Genomic DNA, 20,826 nt, shown 5'->3' with positions numbered 1-20,826 from the left:
CGTGGGGTGGCCGGGTCAATAGGCATTCTCACGCAGCCAGGCGTGCACACTGCGTATGTCGGGCAGCGCGAACACGGCTTTGCTGGGTTCCCGTTCGCCTACCAGTACGCTCCAGCCATGCTGGCCATTGGCGGCATCGAAGCCGAATTCGTCGGTGAGGTCATCACCGAGGAACACCGGCAGGCGGCCGCGGAAGGGCAGGTACTGCATCATCCGGCGCACGGCACGGCCCTTGTCGGTGCCGACAGGCACGAACTCGACCACATGGTCGCCAGGCTGCAGGCGGTAGCTGGCACGGCCACGCACGTGGCGGTCGGCGAAGGCGCGCACATCACTTGCCGCGTGCGGCGCACCGCGCCAATGCAGCGCCAGGCCGACGCCCTTGTCTTCCACCAGCACGCCGGGATGGCCATGGGCGAAGCGCATCGCCTGCTGGTGCAGCGCGTGCAGCCACTCGGCGGTGTCGTCGTCGTGTTCGTCGCGCAGGACGCGACCGTCTTCGCCGCGCAGTTCGTGGCCATGCAGGCCGGCGGCGGGCAATTTCAGGGGAGCGAACAGTTGATCCAGCTGCTCAAGCGGGCGACCACTGACCAGTGCCACGGCACCTTCCAGGCGGTCGCTGATGCGGCCGATGGCTTCACGCACATCCGGCAGCAACTGCACGGCATCCGGGCGTGCAGCGAATTCGATCAGGGTGCCGTCGACATCGAGGAACAACGCGCAGGCGTCATCCAGCAATGGCGGTGGCGGACGCAGGGGGAGCGGTTCAGCCATGACGCCCAGCTTGCCAGCGCGGGCGTGTACGTGGGGTCGAGGGCAGGCTACGGATTGGGTAGTGCCGGCCGCTGACCGGCACCGTCATGGTCCCTGGATGCACCCTGAGGTTGCCGGCCAGCGGCCGGCACTACCGGACTGATGAATCAGAACGTATAGCGGACGCGGCCGTAGTAGTACGCGCCGTTGCTGCCGATCGGCGACAGCACGTCGTACGGCAGGTTGCCGAAGTAGTGGATATCGCTGTTGGATCGATCCGGGTAGTTGTCGGTCAGGTTCTGGCCGCCGATGGCCACGCTCCATTGCGGGGTGATGCGGTACTCCACTTCCGCATCCAGCTGCCATTCGGCCTGGTAGGTCTGGCGCGGGATGTAGCCATCACCGAAGTTGAACACGCGTGTGGCGCTGCCGTAGCGGTTCACGCGGGTGCTCAGCGACCAGTGGTCGTTGCTCCATGCGGCCGAGAAACTGCCACGCGTACGCGGCGTAGCATCGGTGAGCGTGTTGGTTTCTTCGATGCCGAACAGCACGTAGTCCGGGTTCAGTGCACGCAGCTGCGCCGGCGTGGCCAGCACGTTCTTCAGCGTGGTCTTGGTGTACGCATAGGTGCCGGTCAGCAGCAGCTGGCCATCGCCCAGCGACTGGCGCCAGTTGGTGACAAGCTCGGCGCCGCGGGTGCGGGTATCGGCGGCGTTGACGAAGAAGCTGGCGCTCTGCAGGCCGCTGACGCCGTAGTTGGCGGCGACGTAGTCGGTCAGCGCATCACCGGTGATGCTCTCCGACAGCGCGATGCGGTCGTCGATGTCGATCTGGAAGAAGTCCAGCGACAGGTCGAAGTGCTCGCCGATGCGGCTGGTAAAGCCCAGCGAGGTATTGATCGACTTTTCCGGCTTCAGGTTCTGCGCACCCAGGCCACGGGCGATCGGATTGTTGACCGACAACAGGCGGCCCTGTACCAGCTGGCCGCCAGCGTTGTAGCCGGTCGAGGTGGATTCGTAGCCGATCTGCGCCAGCGACGGTGCGCGGAAGTTGTTGGAGATCGCGCCGCGCAGCGCGAACGCCGGGGTGAATTCATAGCGCAGGCCAAGCTTGCCGGTCAGCTCACCGCCGAAATCGTCGTTGTGCTCGTAGCGTGCGGCCAGATCGGTGGAGAACTTCTCGCCGAACTGGCTGGACAGGCTGGCGTAGGCGCTGGCCACGTCGCGCGACAGCCGCGCCGCATCCTGCGGGGTCAGGCCACCACCGGCCTGCGAGCCGGTCGGGCGATCGGTGTAGGGGCCGGCGGCGTAGCTGGCCGGGTCACCCGGGCGGGTCTGGTAGCGCTCATGGCGCGCTTCCACGCCCAGGCCCAGGGTGTGGCTGATGCTGTCGCTCTGGGTGAACACACGACTCAGATCGAGGTTTCCCACGGTCTGTGCGTATTCGTAGTCGGCGGTCTTGAAGCGGGTCGGGCTGGTCGGGCCCAGCGACGCGTTGAGCGAATCACGCAGGCGGTAGGTGAAGTCGTTCTGGCCGTAATCCAGGCTGCCGTCGTAGCTCCATTCACCCCACTGGCCGCGCACGCCGGCCACGGCCTGCACGTCGCGGTTCTCGCCTTCGGAGATTGGCCGGTAACCGTTCGGATAGACCTGCTTCCAGTTGGCGTCGCCATCGGGGTAGCGGAAGTAGTTCGCACCTTCGGTATCACGCTGGTTGAAGGTGCCGAACGCATAGAACGTAGACGTCTGGCCCACCGGGATCTCAGTGTTCAGCCACAGGTTGATGTCCTTGCTCTTGCCATCGCCCAGCACGTAGTTGCGCTTGCCCTGCAGCGCCAGGTTGTCCGGCGTCTGGTCCCACGGCGGAATCTGGTCGAAGCCGGCGCGGTTGGTGCCGTTGCGGTGCTTGTACTCCAGGCCGGCACGCAGGAAGCCGCCGTCCTCACCCAGCGAGGTGCCGACCTTGGCGCTGATGTTGCCGGTCTGGCCGTCGGTGAGGGTACGGCCGATCGGCTTGAGGTCGGTGTGGTTGGCACCGTAGCTGGCCTCGATCTCGCCGCCGTCACCGCCGTTGTCGAGGATCACGTTGATCACGCCGGCCACCGCATCGGAGCCGTACAGCGCACCGGCGCCGTCGCGCAGCACTTCGATGCGCTTGATCGCGCTGACCGGGATCGAATTGAAGTCGACCGGCGTGGTGCCCTTGCCGATCTTGCTGTCGGTGTTCACCAGCGCGGTGTGGTGGCGGCGCTTGCCATTGACCAGCACCAGCACCTGGTCCGGCGACAGGCCACGCAGCTGTGCGGCGCGCACGTGGTCGGCGCCGCCGGAGTTGGACTGGCGCGGGAAGTTGAACGACGGCAGCAGGGCCTGCAGCGCACTGCCCAGCTCACCGTTGACCACGCCGGCCTTGCGGATGTCCTCGGCGGTGAGCACATCCACCGGCGAGGTGGATTCGAGCACGGTGCGGTCGGCGGCACGGGTGCCGGTGACGATCACGGTGTCGAGGTTGGTAGCGTCCTGGGCCAGAGCCGGGACGGCGGTGGAGGAAAGCGCGAGGGCGATGGCGAGGCCGAGCGGCGACGCGGGCAGGCGGATGGACATGGGGGCTCCAGCAACAACGACGACGGGGAAGGGGGAGATAGTTTCACTTACATCCATCCGGATGAAGCGATATATTATCTTCGCGTGATGGCCGGTGCCGATGCAAGTCCCTGCCGGTCCGGCATGAGTTGATGCCCCGTTGGCATCAGCACGCCGGACCGGTGGCGCTGTACGCTGCCGGCTCGCCTTGTCCCCCTTCCCCGGAGCTGTACCGATGAAACACCTTGGCCTCGTCTTCGCCGTGCTGCTGGCCACCAGTGGCTGCGCCAGCCTGTCCTCTCAGGCGCCCAGCGCCTATGCCACGGCCACCACCGCCGAACTGAAGGGTGATGCCGCACGCCCGTCCGCCGGCCACGGTTGGGTGCGCAGCGAGCTGTACTTCGGCGTGGGTGAAGAGCAGGGCGCTGGCAATCGCCCGCAGGCCGACACCATCAGCGATGCGCAGTGGCGCGCTTTCCTGGACAAGGAAGTGACCCCGCGCTTCCCGGATGGACTGACCGTGTTCGATGCGTATGGCCAGTGGCTGTTCCGCGGTGATGCCGCGCCCAACCGCCTGCGCACCAAGGTGCTGGTGGTGCTGCACGAGGACACCCCGCAGCGCCGTGCTGATATCGAAGCGATCCGCCTGGCGTGGAAGCAGCAGACCAAGCACCAATCGGTGCTGTGGTCGCGGCAAGCGGTCGAGGTATCGTTCTGAGTTGAAGGTGCCGCCGCGGTGCCGCAGGGAGCGATGATGAACTACAGGGAATGCCTGCTGGGCCTGGTATTGGCAGGTGTGCTGGCACCGACGGCGCAGGCGCGTGGGGACGATAGCGAAACGCTACGCTTCCAGGTGGCCGCGCATGTGCAGGCGCATGCCGATCCCCGGCAGGACGGCAGCATCGCAGTGCAGCTGTCACCGTGAGGCAAGCGCCAGACGCTGGCGGGTGCGGCGGATGCCGATGGCAATTCGCGATGGTCTCTCGAAGATGTCGATTTCGATGGCTACCCGGAACTGGTCGCGCGCGCCTCGGTGGGCATGGTCAACGAAGCGGTGACGGTGTACCGCTTCGATCCGTCCAGTGCCGGGTTCCGCGCGCTGCAGGCCGACACCCATGGCAAGGACAGCTGCGGTGACCTGATGGGGTTGAGCGTGGATGCTGCCACTCGAACCCTGACCAGCAGCTGCCGCAGTGGCCCGATGTGGTACGCCGACCAGTACCGGTTTGCAGGTGCGAAGCTCTATCTCTACCGCAGCGAATGCGTGCTGATGCTGGGCGACACGGTGAACGCCGCGTTGCAATGGGAACAGAGCGACGAGCAGGGCCCGTTGGCGGTCTGGCGTACCTATGATCCCGCCGGTCGTGTGCTGGAGACCGCCATCGCTGATGGCCTGGGCGCACCGCCGGATGGGCCGCTGCGTGGCCAGCAGGCCACCGTGGTGCCAGCGCGCCTGTTCCTGTTCGACCGGCCCGGTGCATCCAGCACCAAGCGTTATCTGGTGCAGGGCGACCGTGTGGAAATGCTGGATGAACAGGATGGCTGGATGAAGCTGCGCTACCGCAATCCGAAGCTGGGCGCGGTGGAAGGTTGGATCAACGTCAACGATTGAAGAAAAAAGGGGACGGAGGGAATTAAGTCGTTTGTGCCGTTAACGACTTAATTCCCTCCGTCCCCTTTTTTTGCGGTGGCATCACTTCATCGGGTCTAGCCTCGGATGTTCCCCCGTTCGAGGATGTATCCGATGAGCAAGCGCGTGGCCGAAATCGTGGTGGACGCCCTGCAGCAGGCTGGTGTCCGCCGTTGCTACGGCATCGTGGGCGATACGCTCAACCATGTGACCGATGCGATGCATGGCAGCGAGATCGCTTGGGTGCACGTACGCCATGAAGAAGTGGCAGCGTTCGCTGCCGGCGCCGATTCGCTGGTCAGCGGCCAGTTGACGGCGTGTGCTGGCTCCTGCGGGCCAGGTGGCCTGCACTTCATCAACGGTATCTTCGAAAGCAATCGCAACCGCGCGCCGATGGTGCTGATCGCCAGCCAGATCGTCACCAGCGAGCTGGGCATGGAGTTCCCGCAGGAAGTGGACTTCAAGGCGGTGTATGGCAGCTGCACGGTGTTCTGCGAGCAGGTGCACAGTGCCGAACAGGCGCGACGCGTGGTGGCGCTGGCCTGCCAGGCCGCGATCAGCCGTCGCGGCGTCGCCGTAGTGATCCTGCCGGCTGACATCAGCGAGGCCGAGGTGAAGCACGATGTGCCGTTCTCAGTGCACTACACCCAGCCGGTGCTGCGCCCGTCCGACGCCGAACTGCAGCGCATCGCCGAGCTGCTGGGGCAGGGCAAGCGCATCGGCATCTATGCCGGCGCCGGCTGCCAGGGCGCACACCCGCAGCTGCTGGAACTGGCACGACGCCTGCAGGCGCCGGTCGCGCATACCTCGCGCGCCAAGGATTTCGTCGAGCCGGACAACCCGTACAACATGGGCATGACCGGCATCTTCGGCATCGAATCCGGCTTCCACACGCTGATGGAGTGCGACACGCTGCTGCTGCTCGGCGCCGACTTTGCCTGGGGCCAGTTCTACCCGGACAAGGCCACGATCATCCAGGTCGACCGCGATGGCAGCCACCTGGGTCGCCGCCATCCGGTGAATCTGGGTGTGGTCGGTGACATCGCACCGACGCTGGATGCCTTGCTGCCGATGCTGCCGCCGCGCGAGGACTGCAGTTTCCTGGACGAGTGCATCGAGCGCCGTGACAAGGCACTGAAGAAGCGCGAGAAGGAAGAGCAGCCCGGCGAGGGCGAGCTGATCCATCCGCAGCACCTGACCGCGCTGCTGTCGAAATATGCCACCGATGATGCGCTGTTCACTGCCGACGGTGGCTCGCCGATGGTGTGGGTGTTGCGCCACATCCGCGTCAACGGACGCCGCCGCACGCTGACCAGCCTGCTTCACGGCACGATGGCCAACGCGATGCCGCAGGCGCTGGGCCTGCAGAAGGCGTTCCCCGGCCGGCAGGTGATCTCGCTGTCCGGCGATGGCGGTCTGGCAATGCTGTTGGGCGACCTGCTGACCGCCGTGCAGGAAAACCTGCCGATCAAGGTGGTGGTGTTCAACAACGGCTCGCTGAATTTCGTCGAGCTGGAGCAGAAGGTGGAAGGTCTTCTGGACAACTACACCGACCTGAAGAACCCGGACTTCGGCCGCCTGGCTGAGGTGATCGGCTTCCACGGACGCACGGTGACCCGCAGCGAGGATCTGGAGGAGGCGGTGCAGGACTTCCTGGCGCAGCGCGGCCCGGCGCTGTTGGATGTGCATACCAGCCGCGCTGAACTGGTGATGCCGCCGCAGATCGAGGCCAAGCAGGTGGCCGGTACCGCGCTGTATGCGGCCAAGGCGGTGTTGAACGGACGCTTCGACGACGTGAAGCATCTGCTGGTGGACAACTTCCTGAAGAAGTAGGGGGTTGGTTGATGCAGGGCTGCGCCCTGCACCCGCGGTAGTGCCGGCCGCTGGCCGGCAACACCAACAGCAGGAGCAGGTTTCTGAGGGATGGCGGGGTGGGTCCGGTTGCGGGGGACGCTGCAAGTACATCCATGTAAGCTCGGTCGCGCCATCCATGGCGCTCACGCCCCCGCAACCGGACCCACCCCGCCTTCGACAGATCATCGCTGCTGTTGGTAGGTGTCGACCTTGGTCGACACAGTAGATCCACGCCATGCGTGGATAGCGTGGAAATGATCGAATTGTTCTTGTAGAGCCGAGCCATGCTCGGCTGAGAGGCTTCGCGTACAGCAGCCGAGCATGGGCTCGGCGCAACAACGAGAGCCTGCCTTTGCTTTTGATCTTTTGATTCTCTTCCGTGGCTGGCACGCGCAGGAAACTGTCAGGGGCCGTTCGGGATGGGCTGCGCAGGACCGTTGGCGCCATGGATGGCGCCATCGAGCCCCAGGGATGGGTTTACGGCGTGTCCTGCGCAGCCCATCCCGACCGGCCCAACCCAGAAATCGCTGTCCGCGACCAACCCAGCCACGAGGGGCCCCGCCGTTGGCTGGAACCCATCATTCCACGACGGAATTGGCGCCCGGGCCCCGCTGGGCCTACCATCGGCGGTCCCCACCCCCACCACCCCTTCCATGTCCGCTCCCGCTTCCGCCGCACCGCGTCGCTGGTTCATCGCCGGCGACTTCAACGGCTTCTTCGGCCTGGTCGTCGACAACCTCTCCATCCTCGGCTTCATCGCCATGGCCCTGGTCGGGATCTTCCAGTTCCCCGCCGACGTGGTGTTCGGCCGCATGTTCCCCGGCACCGCCTTCGGCGTGCTGGTCGGCAACCTGCTGTACACCCTGATGGCCCGCCGGCTGGCTGCGCGTACCGGTCGCGACGATGTCACTGCCATGCCGCTCGGCCTGGATGCACCGACCAGCATCGGCATGGCGTTGCTGGTGCTCGGCCCGGCCTTCATCGCCTTCAAGCAGCAGGGCATGGATCCGCACGAGGCGGGCATCGCCACCTGGCAGCTGGGCATGGCCGCGCTGGTCATCATGGGCGTGCTCAAGTTCGTGCTGTCGTTCTTTGGCGAGGCGGTCACGCGCGCGCTGCCGCGTGCGGCGCTGCTGGGCTCCATCGCCGGCATCGCGCTGGTGCTGATGGGCCTGCTGCCGCTGCTGGAAACGCTGCGCTCGCCGCTGGTTGGCTTCACCACGCTGGGCTTGCTGCTGTATGTGCTGATCGCCAAAGGCAAGCTGCCGGTGCGTGGCCCGGGCGTGCTGCTGGCCTTCGTGTTCGGCACCGTGCTGTATTACGGCCTTGGCCTGGCCGGGCTGGGCGCACCGGGCTTCCACGTGCCGGCGTGGGTGCCGCCGCAGGTGGTGCTGCCGCTGCCGACGCTGGGCTTCCTCGACGGCCTGCCCACCGCGATGACCTACCTGCCGCTGCTGTTGCCGTTCGGCCTGCTGATGGTGGTCGGTGGCATCAACGTCTCCGAAAGCGCGCGCGCGGCCGGCGATGACTACCGCACCCGTGACATCCTGCTGGTGGAAGCGGTGGCTACGCTGGTGGCCGGTGTCTGCGGTGGCGTGGCGCAGACCACGCCGTACATCGGCCAGCCGGCCTACAAGCACATGGGCGCGCGCAGCGGCTACACGCTGCTGACCGGCCTGTTCGTCGGCATCGGCGGCATGCTCGGCATCATCTCCGGGCTGGTGCAGTGGCTGCCGCTGGCGGTGCTGGCACCGATCATCGTGTACGTGGCCATCGACATCACCACCCAGGCCTTCCAGGCCACGCCGCGCCACCATACCGGCGCGATGGTGTTCGGTTTCCTGCCGTCGGTAGCGTACCTGCTGGCGATCAAGGCGCCAGGCTGGATCGCACCGGACCAGCTGCCGCAGCTGCTGACCAAGCTCGATGGCCACGGATTGCCTGAGCTGGCGGTGATCTTCACTCTCGGCAATGGCTTCATCATCACCTCGATGCTGTGGATCTCTGCGGTGGCGGCCATGGTTGATGGCCGCCTGCGCCGCGCCTGCGGCTTCCTGCTGGTGGCGGCGGTGCTGACCCTGTTCGGCCTGATCCACTCGGTGGACCCGCGCGGTGGCATCTACCTGCCGTGGGATCTGGACGGCCTGGCGCGCATGATCAGCTGGCAGTTCGCCGGCGCCTATGTGGCATTGGCGCTGCTGCTGGGCCTGCTGTCACTGCAGAAGCAGGCGGTGAAGCCGCTGGGTGAGAACAGCTGACCCCAGGGTAGTGCCGGCCGCCGGCCCGCATCCTCATGGACCTCGGACGTAGTGTGCAGCTGCCGGCCAGCGGCCGGCACTACCGCTCTCCGTCCAGTTCCGGGTAGTGGCGGAAGATGCCGTTGGTGTTGAACGGCAATCGCCGTTCCGAGTCCAGATAGGAGGCAATGTTGGGTCGTTTCGCCACCCGCTCCTGCAGCGCGCGCAGCAGGGGCAGGGTAGGTTCCAGTGCCTGCATGCGGCGTGGGAACATGTAGTTCAGCCCGCTCAGCAGCTGGAACAGCGACAGATCCACATACGAGTGCTCGCGCAGTGCATGGCGGCCACCGTTGGCGGCCAGCACCTGCTCGAAGTAGCCGAGGAACTTCGGCAGCCTCTCGCTGCGCAGTGACGCGGCGCGTGCCTTGGCTTCGGTCTTCTGCTCTTCGTAGTACCTCGATGCAGCGATCGGATGGTGGGTGTCATGCACCTCGGCCACCAGGTCGGCGATGGTCAGCTGCAACTGCAGTGCCTGCGTCCGCCGCGAGGCCGCCTGCGGCACCAGGTCCAGCGTCGGGCCCAGGAAATCCAGGATTGCCGCGACCTGCGCGATGACCTGGCGACCGGCCTTCAGGAACGGCGGCGCGAAGGGCTGCGCACCTTCACTGCTGCCATCGAGAAACGGCTGCATCACTGCATCGCCGTGCGCCCGCGCCATGTCGATGTAGTCGGCACCGGCATCCTCCAGCGCCAGGCGCACGAACTCGCCACGGCCCTGGATGCCGGTCCAGTAATACAGCGCGTACTGCATGGCTGTGTCTCCACGGGACAGGATGCATAGCGTCGCGCTGCTCGCGCAAAGCGGGCGTGAGTGCAATGCCTACCTGGCGTTGGATGTCGGAGTGTTCAGGCCGATGGCGCGACGGTGATGATGTCGTGTTCATTGACGCTGCCAGCCAGCGTGTAGCGATATCCCTTGGCCAGCACTTCAACGTAGCTGTCATGTGCGGCAAGGATGAAAAGCTGCAGGTCGTGGACATTGCGGGGATCGTAGTGCGCGAGCAGTGCCGCCAGGCCAGGATCGTGGATGACCCGGTAGAAGCCGGGGAAAGGGCAGAGACCGGTTTGCCGCCAGTGCGCGGTTTCATCGGCTGGTCCGGTTTCCTCGACGATCTCGCCGTGGCGCATCTCGTGAAAATTTCCGCCCCGGCAACGCGCTTCATGGACAAGTTCGAAATCCACCTGCAGTGAGCGGTAACGCATGCCCGGCTGCGCTGCATAGTCCTCCAGCGTCTGTGCCTCCACGTTCACCTGTGCGCTCGCGTTCTGCTCTCGATACACCAGTGTCAGGTCGAGCGTGCTGATGCGGAAAGGCACCGGTTCCGGGCGAAGCTCCATGGGTCGTTCGTCGAAGGGGCTGGACTGCTCATTGGGCCGCCCGTCGCACTGCGCTGTCAACGCGTTTCCCGAACCTTACCGGAACGGGTGGGGAACCCACGGAAATCAGCCGGGTCACACCTTCTCCATGCGTGTGAAACGAGGTGCTGCATCATGCAGAGTGGAAAGGCGGTATGGCCCTGGGTGTTGGGTGTAGTGGTGATCGGTGGCGCGGGCGGTTGGTTGTTCCGCGATCAGCTGAAGAGCTTGGCAGACGGTGTTTCGGTGCCGGTGCAATCAACCCCTGCCAGTACCAGCGCACCGCCACAACCGCAGGCGGCCGCAGAACCCGCGCCAGCGTCGCCTCCGATCAAGCATCCGCTGGATACCGGGGCCGCGGCAGATCCGGCGCTGCCGAAGCTGGCTGACAGCGATGCCGCTGCCTGGGGCGCGCTGAGCCAGCTGTTCCAGGGCGAGGGTCCGCTGACCCTGCTGTTGCGCGACCATCTGATCCAGCGCCTGGTCACCCAGGTCGACAACCTGGACAAGCCCAGCGTGCCACCCACCGCGCTGGCCGCGCGGCCGCTGCCGGGCAACCTGCAGGTCGAGGCGGGTGAGGGCGGCGAACGCATCGCCGCCAGCAATGCGGCGCGCTATGCGCCCTACGTGCAGGCATTTGCCGCGCTCGACCCGGCGGCAACGGCTACCGCCTACAAGCGCTTCTATCCGCTGATCCAGCAGGCTTACGTGGACCTTGGCCGGCCCGAGGGCTATTTCAACGACCGTCTGGTCACGGTGATCGACCACCTGCTGGAGACCCCGGAACTGGCCCAGGCGCCGCTGGTGCAGCGCGACGAACGGGGCCGCTATCGCTTCGTCGATCCCACCCTGCAGTCACGCTCGATCGGGCAGAAGGCCCTGCTGCGCATGGATCCGGCGCAGGCGCGGGCGGTCAAGCAGCAGCTGCGGGCGATCCGCAGCGCGATCACCCGCTGAGTCCCTCCACCGCGCGGAACTGATCGGGATCAACGCGCCGACCACACCCGTTCCGGCATGCTGGCCGCAGGCTGACTGGCCTCGGGGTGCAGTCGCAGCCACCCTTGAAACGGGGTGGGGCAACCGCATCTTTCCAGCATCGCCGGCGCGGGCCGGCCCTGATGACCGATGAGGATTCGCAATGCGGATGGACAAGCTCACCTCGCGTTTCCAGCAGGCGCTGGCAGACGCACAGTCGCTGGCCGTGGGCCGCGACAACAGCATCATCGAACCGGTTCACCTGTTCAGCGCGTTGCTGGACCAGCAGGGCGGCAGCACGCGCCCGCTGCTGGCCCAGGCGGGAGTGAACGTGCCGGTGTTGCGCGAGCGCCTGACCGAGGCGCTGGATGCGTTGCCCAAGGTGTCCGGCCAGGCCGGCAACGTCTCGATGGGCAACGACCTGGGGCGCCTGCTGAACCAGACCGACAAGCTGGCCCAGCAGCACGGCGATGCCTTCATTGCCAGCGAGTGGTTCGTGCTGGCGGCGCTGGAAGACAGTGGCACGCTGGGCATGGCGCTGCGCGCCGCCGGTGCCGACAAGACCCGCCTGCAGGCCGCCATCGACAAGCTGCGTGGCGGCGAGAACGTGCAGTCGGAGAATGCCGAGGAACAGCGGCAGGCGCTGGAGAAGTACACCATCGATCTGACCGCGCGCGCCGAGAGCGGCAAGCTCGATCCGGTGATCGGCCGCGACGAGGAAATCCGCCGCACCATCCAGGTGCTGCAGCGCCGGACCAAGAACAACCCGGTGCTGATCGGCGAACCCGGCGTGGGCAAGACTGCCATTGTCGAGGGGCTGGCCCAGCGCATCATCAACGACGAAGTGCCCGAAGGCCTGCGCGGCAAGCGCGTGCTGTCGCTGGACATGGGCGCGCTGATCGCCGGTGCCAAGTTCCGTGGTGAGTTCGAAGAGCGGTTGAAGGGCGTGCTCAACGACCTGGCCAAGAGCGAAGGGCAGATCATCCTGTTCATCGATGAGCTGCACACCATGGTCGGTGCGGGTAAGGCCGATGGCGCGATGGATGCCGGCAACATGCTGAAGCCAGCGCTGGCGCGCGGCGAGCTGCACTGCATCGGCGCCACCACGCTGGACGAATACCGCAAGTACATCGAGAAGGATGCCGCGCTGGAGCGTCGTTTCCAGAAGGTGTTCGTGGGCGAGCCGTCGGTGGAGGACACCATCGCGATCCTGCGCGGCCTGAAGGAAAAGTACGCGGTGCACCACGGCGTGGAGATCACCGATCCGGCCATCGTGGCTGCTGCGACGTTGTCCAACCGCTACATCACCGACCGCCAGCTGCCGGACAAGGCCATCGACCTGATGGACGAAGCCGCCTCGCGACTGCGCATGGAGATCGACTCCAAGCCGGAAGAGCTGGACCGCCTTGAGCGCCGGGTGATCCAGCTGAAGATCCAGCGCGAGATGCTGAAGAAGGAGAAGGACGAAGCCTCGCGGCAGCGCCTGGCCGACCTGGAAAACGACATCGACGGGCTGGAGCGCGAGTTCTCCGACCTCAATGAAATCTGGAAGTCGGAGAAGGCCGCGCTGCAGGGCGCGACCAAGATCAAGGAACAGGTCGAGCAGGCCAAGCTGGAGCTGGAGGCCGCGCAGCGCCGCCAGGATTTCGCCAAGATGAGCGAGATCCAGTACGGGCTGCTGCCGCAGCTGGAAAAGCAGCTGGCCGCGGCCCAGGAGGCCGAGCACAAGGACTTCAAGCTGGTGCAGGACCGCGTGACCGACGAGGAGATCGCCGAGGTCGTATCGCGCTGGACCGGCATCCCGGTCAACAAGATGCTCGAAGGCGAGCGCGACAAGCTGTTGCGCATGGAAGAGGTGCTGCACAACCGCGTGGTCGGCCAGGAAGAAGCGATCAAGGTCGTCTCCGATGCCGTGCGCCGCTCGCGTGCAGGCCTGTCCGATCCGAATCGCCCGGCCGGCTCGTTCCTGTTCCTCGGCCCGACCGGTGTCGGCAAGACCGAGCTGTGCAAGTCGCTGGCCGAATTCCTGTTCGACAGTGCCGACGCGATGATCCGCATCGACATGAGCGAATTCATGGAGAAGCACAGCGTGGCCCGCCTGATCGGCGCGCCTCCGGGTTACGTGGGCTACGAGGAAGGCGGCTACCTGACCGAGGCCGTGCGTCGTCGCCCGTATTCGCTGATCCTGCTGGACGAAGTGGAGAAGGCGCATCCGGATGTGTTCAACATCCTGCTGCAGGTGCTGGACGATGGCCGCCTGACCGATGGACAGGGCCGTACCGTGGACTTCCGCAACACCGTCATCGTGATGACCTCGAACCTGGGCTCGCACCAGATCCAGGACATGAGCGCCGACGACAGTCCGGAGGCCTACACGCAGATGAAGGCGGCGGTGATGGGCGTGGTGCAGGCGCACTTCCGGCCGGAGTTCATCAACCGCCTGGACGACATCGTGGTGTTCCACCCGCTGGACAAGCAGCAGATCAAGCAGATCGCGCGCATCCAGATGCGCGGGCTGGAGAAGCGCCTGGCCGAGCGCGGGCTGAAGCTGGCGGTCTCCGATGCGGCCTTCGACCTGCTCGGCAACGTCGGCTTCGATCCAGTGTACGGCGCGCGCCCGTTGAAGCGCGCAATCCAGGCACAGCTGGAGAACCCGTTGGCGCAGCAGATCCTGTCCGGCGCCTTCGTCAACGGCGATACCATCGAAGTCGGAAACGACGGCGGCCGCCTGGTGTTCGCCAAAGCGTGATTCACACGGGGCGCTGCCTGGCCGCAGCGCCCCGTTTCCTGCGAAGTGGGCCGGGCCATGCCCGGCGCTCACTCAGAAGCGGTGCGTGTAGCCGCTCATCAGGCCGAACTGGTTGGGCTTCTGCACGATCGGGCTGTCGGCGGCGTCGCCAAGCAGTCGCGTGCCCTCAGCCGAGATGTACCAGTTGCCGTTGCGGCCCACGCGGTGGCTCCATTTCAGGCCAAGACCGGCACTGACCAGGCCGGCCTTCGGCGTGTGCTGGGCAAAGCCGGTGCGCGCCGCCTGTTCCGGGCTGACGCCGTACCAGGTCTGCATGTAGCCACGGTTGCCGTAGTCGGTGGACACGCTGCCGCTGACCACACCGCCGGCCAGGTCGAACAGCGGCATGCTCAGGTTCAGATGGATCTGCTGGGTGGCCAGGCCGTTCTCTGCCTTGTCCTCGTCCTTGCGGGTGAACTGCCAGGAGCCGCTCAGCACGGCTTCGCCCAGCGTATAACCAGCCGAGATGCCGACCAGGGGACGGGTATCGATATCACCCATGCCGCGCAGGAAGTCGGAACCGCCGAGCAGCGAGTCCTTTTCCTTGCGGATGCCGCTGGCGCCGACATAAGCGCGCACGCGGGTGTGCTCGCCGATGGAGGTGCCCCAGCCAATGCCACTGGTGCCCAGAAACCATCCACCCGGCGAGGTGACATCAAAGGACAACGACGGCGTCGCACGATACTCCTCGCTGCCGCTGTAGCGCGGCGCCACGCCACCGCCGGCAGCGACCTCGAAGGTCCAGTGGTCATCCTTGGCGTGGGCGATCGGTGCGGCGAACAGCGGCAACAGGGCCAGGCAGAGCAGGGCGGGGGAACGGCGAAGCTGGGACATGGAAACTCTCGACAATGGGAGGAAGGCAGCACGCGCATCCGGCGAGTGCTGCAGGGTCGCTAGCGTGGCGATACGCTGGCGACCGATCCGTCCGCAGTTGTGCGGGAGTTGTAATCAACTGTAATCGCGCCCAAGGGCGTTCAGCTGGCAGCCAGCGGCCAGTGCATTTCCATGCGCGCGCCGCCCAACGTGGCGCGGCTGATGCGAAGTTCGCCGCCGTGGCGGACGGCAATGCGGCTGACGATGGCCAGGCCCAGGCCGAAGCCCCCGGTATCGCGGCTGCGGCTGTCATCCAGGCGGGTGAACGGGCGCATCACCTTCTCGCGATCGGCTTCGGCAATGCCGGGACCGTCGTCATCCACACGCAGGCAGGCGCGGCCGCTGACACCGACCAGCGAGACTTCCACCTGCGAACGCGCATGGCGCAGCGCATTGCCCACCAGATTGCTGAGTGCCAGCTGCAGCAGGCGTGGTTCGGCATCCACCTGCGGCAACGCACTGGGCTGCACGCGCAGTACCACCCCGGCACGTTCGGCATCACGGCGCGCATCGGCCAGGCAGGCCTGCAGCCAGTCGTTGGCTTCGATGCGCTGCATCGGCTCGCCCTCGCTGGGATGCTCCAGCCGTTCGTAAGCCAGCAGTTCGCTGACCAGCCGGTTGAGTTCGGCCAGATCGCCGTGCAGGCCCCGCGCCAGCCGTTCGCGGCGTTCGCGGTCATCGCTGTCCTGCATCAGGTCCAGGCCGAAGGCCACGCGCGCGATCGGCGTGCGCAGCTCGTGGGAGATCGCATGGGTCAGGTCGCGCTGGCGCTGCACCAGTTCGGCCACGCGTGCCGCCATGCGGTTGGAGTGGTCGACGATGACCCGGATCTGCGAGCGTGGCGAGACCTGGGCACGTGCCTGCAGATCGCCCGAACCGATGCGGTCGGCATGCCGGCGCAGCGCTTCCAGGTCGCGCCAGAGCAGGCGCACCCACGCGTACAGGCTGGCGCCCACCAGCAGCAGGATGCTGAGGTAGGCGGCGATGGTCATGTACGTCGTCATCTGCACCGCGCCAGGCAGGCGCAGGTGCAGCCAGCGGCCATCGCTGCCCTCGATGGGCAGCAGGACCTGCTGGTATTGATCGCGCACGATGAAACCATCGGCCTTCACGGCCACCTGTTCCTGCGCGTCGAGTGCGGGAGGTTTGTCGAGCAGGGTCAGGGCGATGCCGTAGTGTGGCTGCCACTGCTGCAGGCGCTCACGCTGCTGGTCGGCATCCAGGCCGGCCAGGCCACTGCGCAGGGCGTACACCTGACCACGCACCTGCTGGACGAAGACGCGATCCTGCACGGGCGTGTAGATGCCGTCCAGGATGTGGTTGAGGAAGAACACCGACACTAGGAAGCAGGCACCCGTGATAAACCACAACCACAGGAACAGCCGCTTCATGCCGACCAGGACGAGGGATTGAACTGGTAGCCGCGGCCCCACACCGTCTTGATCCGCCGCGGTTCGCGCGCGTCATCGCCCAGCTTGCGGCGAAGCTTGCCGATGCTGACATCGACACTACGGTCCAGCCCGTCGAAGCCGATGCCGCGCACCGCCTGCAGGATCTGGTCACGCGACAGGATCTGCCCCGGCTGGCTGGCCAGCAGCCACAGGATCTCGAATTCGGTGGTGCCCATGTCCACCGGCTGGCCGTGCAGATGCACCTCGCGCTGCATGCGGTCGATCAGCAGCTCGCCGTGCATCAGGCGGCAGGGGGTTCCGGTGTTGCTGCTGCCATGGCGGCGGCGCAGCAGGGCGCGCAGGCGGGCCAGCAGCAGGCGCGGCTCGATCGGCTTGTGCACATAGTCGTCGGCGCCTGATTCCAGGCCGAGCACCTGCTCGATGTCGTCCTCGCAGGCCGTCAGCATCAGGATCGGCACATCGGAGAAGCTGCGGATCTGCCGGCACACATCGATGCCGCCAAGGCCGGGCAGCATCAGGTCCAGCACCACCAGTTCCGGCGCGTGCTGGCGGCAGGCCGCACCGGCGAGGTCGCCACGGGCCACATGCTGCACGGCGAAGCCATGTTCGTGCAGGTAGTCGCTGACCAGTTCGGCCAGGCGGCGGTCGTCCTCCACCAGCAGCACCGGGGTCGGCGAGCCGCTGGCGGCGGGTGTCCAGGGGGATGACTGCATGCGCTTGGGCCTCCGTGCCCGGGCAGGAGCGCCCGGCGGCGAAGCCTAGCAACGACCCATGACGGCTGCCTGAATCGCGGCCAACCTGATAACCGGTGGTACTGGCGTCATCGCCAGCAGCTTTCAGCGCGTGGTTCTGGCTGGCCTATCGTGGCGGTTTCCCCGGATGGAGCCTGGCGCAATGAGCGACCCGCAGTGGCAACTGGAAACCCTGGCCGTGCATGGCGGCTACCGTCCCGATCCGACCACCCGCGCGGTGGCGGTGCCGATCTACCAGACGGTGGCGTATGCCTTCGATGACACCCAGCACGGCGCCGATCTGTTCGACCTGAAGGTGCCGGGCAACATCTACACCCGCATCATGAACCCCACCACCGACGTGCTGGAACAGCGCCTGGCCGCACTGGAGGGTGGCATCGGCGCGCTGGCACTGGCCTCGGGGCAGGCGGCGATCACCTATGCCATCCAGACCATCGCCGAGGCCGGTGACAACATCGTTGCCTCCAGTGCGCTGTATGGCGGCAGCCTCAACCTGCTGGCGCATACGCTGCCGCAGTACGGCATCCAGGCGCGCTTCGCCGACCCGGCCGATCCGTCCGCGTTCGCCGCGCTGATCGACGAACGCACCAAGGCGGTGTTCGTCGAATCGATCGGCAACCCGCGTGGCAACGTCACCGACATCGCGGCGATTGCCGAGGTCGCGCATGCCGCCGGCGTGCCGCTGATTGTCGACAACACCGTGGCCACGCCGGTCCTGCTGCGCCCGTTCGAGCACGGCGCCGACATCGTGGTGCATTCGCTGACCAAGTACCTCGGCGGCCACGGCAACAGCCTCGGCGGCGCGATCGTCGATTCCGGCCGCTTCGACTGGGCTGCACAACCCCAGCGCTTCGCGCGGCTCAACCAGCCCGACCCCAGCTACCACGGCGTGGTCTATACCGAAGCGCTGGGGCCGGCGGCCTACATCGGCCGCGCGCGGGTGGTGCCGCTGCGCAATACCGGCGCGGCGCTGTCGCCGTTCAATGCGTTCCTGATCCTGCAGGGCATTGAAACCCTGGCGCTGCGCATGGAGCGCATCAACGCCAACGCGCTGGCTGTCGCGCAGTTTCTGAAGTCACACGCAAAGGTGGCCTGGGTGCGCTACGCTGGGCTGGCCGACGACCCCGAGCATGCCGCCGCGCAACGTTACCTGGGTGGGCACGGCTCGGGCGTACTGACCTTCGGCCTGCCGGGCGGCCGTGAAGCCGGCGCACGTTTCCTCGATGCGCTGAAGCTGTTCACCCGCCTGGTCAACCTGGGCGATGCAAAATCGCTGGCCACCCATCCGGCCTCGACCACCCATCGCCAGCTGGATGCCGCCGAACTGGCCAAGGCCGGCGTCAGCGAGGACACCGTGCGGCTGTCGATCGGCATCGAGCACATCGGCGACCTGCGTGCCGACCTGGAGCAGGCCCTGGCAGGCGCCTGATAGCCGCACGCTTGGTCGTCATCGCCACAGGCGATCACCATCGGTCACCCAATGCGCTACGGTGGAGCTGCCTCTCCAAGGCATGGCAACGTGGCGATCCAGATCCCCGGTCGATGCGGGTCGACCGGGGATTTTTTTGTTTCCGGGGTCAGATGCACCGCCGTGTCGACCAAGGTCGTCACCTACCAACAGCCGCAGGAAATTGTCGAAGGCGGGGTGGGCCCGGTTGCAGGGGCGTGAGCGCCATGGATGGCGCGACCGAGCCTCCATGGACGGATTCACGGTGTCCCCTGCAACCGGACCCACCCCGCCATCCCACGGAATGCCAGCTTTTGCTTTTGTCGTTGCCGTTGCTTCAGCAGGTGCAGGGCTGCAAGCCCTGCCGCACCCACACTCCTCACACCACCGGAATACTGTGCTGTCCCAGCCCGCGATACGGCGGCGTGGCCATCACCATCTCGGCCAGCGAGTACGCCAGCTCACGCTCGGCCATCACCGTGCCATCCGCACCGTGCTCCAACAGATGCTTCACCTCTGCATCGCTGTGTGCTCGCGCCAGCAGGGTCAGATCCGGATTGATCGCACGCAGCTTGGCCAGCGCCTCACCGGCTTCCAGCGGCTGAGGAATCGCCAGCACCGCAATCTTCGCGCGTTCCGGATGCGCTTCGGCCAGCACGCGGTCGGCAGCAGCACTACCACGGATCGCCGCCAGGCCCTTGGCGTGCGCCTGTTCGACGTGCTCCTTGTTGTCATCGATCACCAGCACCGGCACGCCACGATCGCGCAGCACCTGCGCCAGCTCGCTGCCGACCCGGCCGTAACCAATGACGATGGCATGGTCACGCAGGTCACGCGAGGGACCGGTGGCCTCTTCCGGCTCGGCGGCCTGGGGCGACTGCTCCTGCTTGGCCTGCCAACGGTCAAGCAGCCCGAACACCAGCGGGTTGAGCATGATCGACACCAGCGCACCGGCCAGCACCAGCGACTGGCCTTCCTTCGGCAGGATCTGCAGGGCGACGCCGAGGCCGGCGATGATGAAGGCGAACTCGCCGATCTGCGCCAGGCTGGCCGAGATGGTCAGCGCGGTGCTGGTCGGGTGGCCGAACGCACGCACGATGAAGAACGCGGCGGCCGACTTGCCGAACATGATGATCAGCACCGTGGCCAGCACCTGCCACGGGTGCTGGACGAGGATGTTGGGGTCGAACAGCATGCCGACCGAAACAAAGAACAGCACCGCGAACGCATCGCGCAGCGGCAGCGAATCATGCGCGGCCTTGTGGCTCAGCTCCGATTCGTTGAGCAGCATGCCGGCGAAGAACGCGCCCAGCGCGAACGAGACGCCGAACAGCATCGCCGAGCCGAACGCCACGCCCAGCGCGATCGCCAGCACCGACAGGGTGAACAGTTCGCGCGAACCGGTGCCGGCGATACGTTCGAGGATCCACGGGATGACCCGGCGCCCGACCACCAGCATCACCGCCACGAACAGGCCCAGCTGCACGAAGGTCCAGCCGATGTCGGCCAGCACGCTGCCCAGCGAGTGCGATTCCTTGGCCGCATCGGGGCCGAACACACCGGCCATCACCGGCATCATCACCAGCGCCAGCACACAGGCCAGGTCTTCCACGATCAGCCAGCCGACCGCGATCTTGCCGCGCATGGTTTCCAGCAGGCGGCGCTCCTCCATCGCCCGCAACAGCACCACGGTACTGGCGGTGGCCAGCGAGAAACCGAAGATGACGCCATGCAGGGCTGGCCAGCCCATCAGCGAGGCCACGCCCCAGCCGAGCAGGGTAGCGACCGCGATCTGGCCGATGGCACCGGGGATGGCGATGGCCTTGACCGCCATCAGGTCCTTCAGCGAGAAGTGCAGGCCGACGCCGAACATCAGCAGCATCACGCCCAGCTCGGCCAGCTGGTTGGCCAGCGCCTGGTCGGCGACGAAGCCGGGGGTGAACGGGCCTACGCAGATGCCAGCAACCAGGTAACCGACCAAGGGAGACAAGCGGAGCTTGTTGGCCAGCGCGCCGAAGATGAAGGCGAGCCCGAGGCCAACGGCAACGATGTTGATCAGGTCGGTGTCATGGTGCATCGGCACTCGCAGGAAAACGGGGGGTATCCC

At 66.4% G+C, this 20,826-nt stretch carries 14 protein-coding genes and 1 pseudogene; 7 read left to right on the top strand and 8 right to left on the bottom strand.

The genetic code is table 11. The annotated features are described in order from the left end of the window. Window positions 1-15: 15 nt before the first annotated feature. Both otsB and ACZLHH_RS18500 read right to left on the bottom strand, forming a co-directional pair. Window positions 16-774 (bottom strand): trehalose-phosphatase, encoded by a 759-nt coding sequence (gene otsB / locus ACZLHH_RS18505; RefSeq protein WP_032128814.1) that lies wholly within the window; start codon window positions 772-774, stop codon window positions 16-18. Between the two features lie 146 nt (window positions 775-920). Beyond that, on the bottom strand, window positions 921-3,356 hold the full coding sequence (locus ACZLHH_RS18500) for a TonB-dependent receptor plug domain-containing protein (RefSeq protein ID WP_180845411.1): 2,436 nt from the start codon (window positions 3,354-3,356) through the stop codon (window positions 921-923). A 214-nt stretch (window positions 3,357-3,570) separates the two neighbouring features. On the opposite strand from ACZLHH_RS18500, the gene ACZLHH_RS18495 reads away from it, so the two are divergent. The 4 genes and pseudogenes from ACZLHH_RS18495 (at window position 3,571) to ACZLHH_RS18480 (ending at window position 9,077) form a co-directional block, all read left to right on the top strand. Continuing rightward, on the top strand, window positions 3,571-4,053 hold the full coding sequence (locus ACZLHH_RS18495) for a DUF3574 domain-containing protein (RefSeq protein ID WP_071229653.1): 483 nt from the start codon (window positions 3,571-3,573) through the stop codon (window positions 4,051-4,053). A 36-nt stretch (window positions 4,054-4,089) separates the two neighbouring features. Further along, window positions 4,090-4,947: pseudogene (locus ACZLHH_RS18490) on the top strand (SH3 domain-containing protein). A 132-nt stretch (window positions 4,948-5,079) separates the two neighbouring features. Then, entirely contained in the window at window positions 5,080-6,798 is a 1,719-nt protein-coding gene (locus tag ACZLHH_RS18485) for a thiamine pyrophosphate-dependent enzyme (RefSeq protein WP_180845412.1), read from the top strand. Between the two features lie 674 nt (window positions 6,799-7,472). Beyond that, a complete protein-coding gene (locus ACZLHH_RS18480; protein WP_180845400.1) occupies window positions 7,473-9,077 on the top strand; it encodes a SulP family inorganic anion transporter in 1,605 nt (534 codons plus the stop codon). Between the two features lie 79 nt (window positions 9,078-9,156). Here the strand turns inward: ACZLHH_RS18480 and ACZLHH_RS18475 are convergent, their stop codons facing one another. After that, window positions 9,157-9,867 (bottom strand): glutathione S-transferase, encoded by a 711-nt coding sequence (locus ACZLHH_RS18475; RefSeq protein WP_180845401.1) that lies wholly within the window; start codon window positions 9,865-9,867, stop codon window positions 9,157-9,159. Window positions 9,868-9,962: 95 nt separating this feature from the next. After that, window positions 9,963-10,454: a hypothetical protein gene (locus ACZLHH_RS18470; RefSeq protein WP_049400792.1), complete on the bottom strand. Its 492-nt coding sequence runs from the start codon at window positions 10,452-10,454 to the stop codon at window positions 9,963-9,965. Between the two features lie 153 nt (window positions 10,455-10,607). On the opposite strand from ACZLHH_RS18470, the gene ACZLHH_RS18465 reads away from it, so the two are divergent. Together ACZLHH_RS18465 and clpB are read left to right on the top strand one after the other, a co-directional pair. Further along, window positions 10,608-11,429: a DUF3014 domain-containing protein gene (locus tag ACZLHH_RS18465; RefSeq protein WP_180845402.1), complete on the top strand. Its 822-nt coding sequence runs from the start codon at window positions 10,608-10,610 to the stop codon at window positions 11,427-11,429. Between the two features lie 181 nt (window positions 11,430-11,610). Continuing rightward, complete coding sequence (gene clpB / locus ACZLHH_RS18460) at window positions 11,611-14,196, top strand: ATP-dependent chaperone ClpB (protein ID WP_180845403.1); 2,586 nt, start codon at window positions 11,611-11,613, stop codon at window positions 14,194-14,196. A gap of 72 nt (window positions 14,197-14,268) precedes the next feature. On the opposite strand, the gene ACZLHH_RS18455 is transcribed toward clpB, so the two are convergent. From ACZLHH_RS18455 to ACZLHH_RS18445, 3 genes are all read right to left on the bottom strand, one after another. Further along, a complete protein-coding gene (locus tag ACZLHH_RS18455; RefSeq protein ID WP_180845404.1) occupies window positions 14,269-15,069 on the bottom strand; it encodes a MipA/OmpV family protein in 801 nt (266 codons plus the stop codon). Window positions 15,070-15,209: 140 nt separating this feature from the next. Continuing rightward, window positions 15,210-16,499, bottom strand: coding sequence for an ATP-binding protein (locus tag ACZLHH_RS18450; protein WP_107431477.1), 1,290 nt, complete (start codon window positions 16,497-16,499; stop codon window positions 15,210-15,212). Beyond that, entirely contained in the window at window positions 16,496-17,233 is a 738-nt protein-coding gene (locus ACZLHH_RS18445; RefSeq protein WP_107431476.1) for a winged helix-turn-helix domain-containing protein, read from the bottom strand. The genes ACZLHH_RS18450 and ACZLHH_RS18445 overlap by 4 nt, the downstream gene beginning before the upstream one ends. A 181-nt stretch (window positions 17,234-17,414) precedes the next feature. On the opposite strand from ACZLHH_RS18445, the gene ACZLHH_RS18440 reads away from it, so the two are divergent. After that, window positions 17,415-18,701, top strand: coding sequence for an O-acetylhomoserine aminocarboxypropyltransferase/cysteine synthase family protein (locus ACZLHH_RS18440; RefSeq protein ID WP_107431475.1), 1,287 nt, complete (start codon window positions 17,415-17,417; stop codon window positions 18,699-18,701). Between the two features lie 397 nt (window positions 18,702-19,098). On the opposite strand, the gene ybaL is transcribed toward ACZLHH_RS18440, so the two are convergent. Beyond that, window positions 19,099-20,796 (bottom strand): YbaL family putative K(+) efflux transporter, encoded by a 1,698-nt coding sequence (gene ybaL / locus ACZLHH_RS18435; protein ID WP_071229663.1) that lies wholly within the window; start codon window positions 20,794-20,796, stop codon window positions 19,099-19,101. Window positions 20,797-20,826: the final 30 nt, after the last annotated feature.

The organism is Stenotrophomonas sp. 28608_Sma, assembly GCF_056486185.1.
The sequence above is the reverse complement of the archived record's forward strand: the minus strand, read 5'-3'. Positions and strand labels throughout refer to the sequence as shown.

Coding starts and splice junctions, on each gene's coding strand:
- otsB (WP_032128814.1), bottom strand. CDS start 774: ATGGCTGAACCGCTCCCCCTGCGTCCGCCACCGCCATTGCTGGATGAC.
- ACZLHH_RS18500 (WP_180845411.1), bottom strand. CDS start 3,356: ATGTCCATCCGCCTGCCCGCGTCGCCGCTCGGCCTCGCCATCGCCCTC.
- ACZLHH_RS18495 (WP_071229653.1), top strand. CDS start 3,571: ATGAAACACCTTGGCCTCGTCTTCGCCGTGCTGCTGGCCACCAGTGGC.
- ACZLHH_RS18485 (WP_180845412.1), top strand. CDS start 5,080: ATGAGCAAGCGCGTGGCCGAAATCGTGGTGGACGCCCTGCAGCAGGCT.
- ACZLHH_RS18480 (WP_180845400.1), top strand. CDS start 7,473: ATGTCCGCTCCCGCTTCCGCCGCACCGCGTCGCTGGTTCATCGCCGGC.
- ACZLHH_RS18475 (WP_180845401.1), bottom strand. CDS start 9,867: ATGCAGTACGCGCTGTATTACTGGACCGGCATCCAGGGCCGTGGCGAG.
- ACZLHH_RS18470 (WP_049400792.1), bottom strand. CDS start 10,454: ATGGAGCTTCGCCCGGAACCGGTGCCTTTCCGCATCAGCACGCTCGAC.
- ACZLHH_RS18465 (WP_180845402.1), top strand. CDS start 10,608: ATGCAGAGTGGAAAGGCGGTATGGCCCTGGGTGTTGGGTGTAGTGGTG.
- clpB (WP_180845403.1), top strand. CDS start 11,611: ATGCGGATGGACAAGCTCACCTCGCGTTTCCAGCAGGCGCTGGCAGAC.
- ACZLHH_RS18455 (WP_180845404.1), bottom strand. CDS start 15,069: ATGTCCCAGCTTCGCCGTTCCCCCGCCCTGCTCTGCCTGGCCCTGTTG.
- ACZLHH_RS18450 (WP_107431477.1), bottom strand. CDS start 16,499: ATGAAGCGGCTGTTCCTGTGGTTGTGGTTTATCACGGGTGCCTGCTTC.
- ACZLHH_RS18445 (WP_107431476.1), bottom strand. CDS start 17,233: ATGCAGTCATCCCCCTGGACACCCGCCGCCAGCGGCTCGCCGACCCCG.
- ACZLHH_RS18440 (WP_107431475.1), top strand. CDS start 17,415: ATGAGCGACCCGCAGTGGCAACTGGAAACCCTGGCCGTGCATGGCGGC.
- ybaL (WP_071229663.1), bottom strand. CDS start 20,796: ATGCACCATGACACCGACCTGATCAACATCGTTGCCGTTGGCCTCGGG.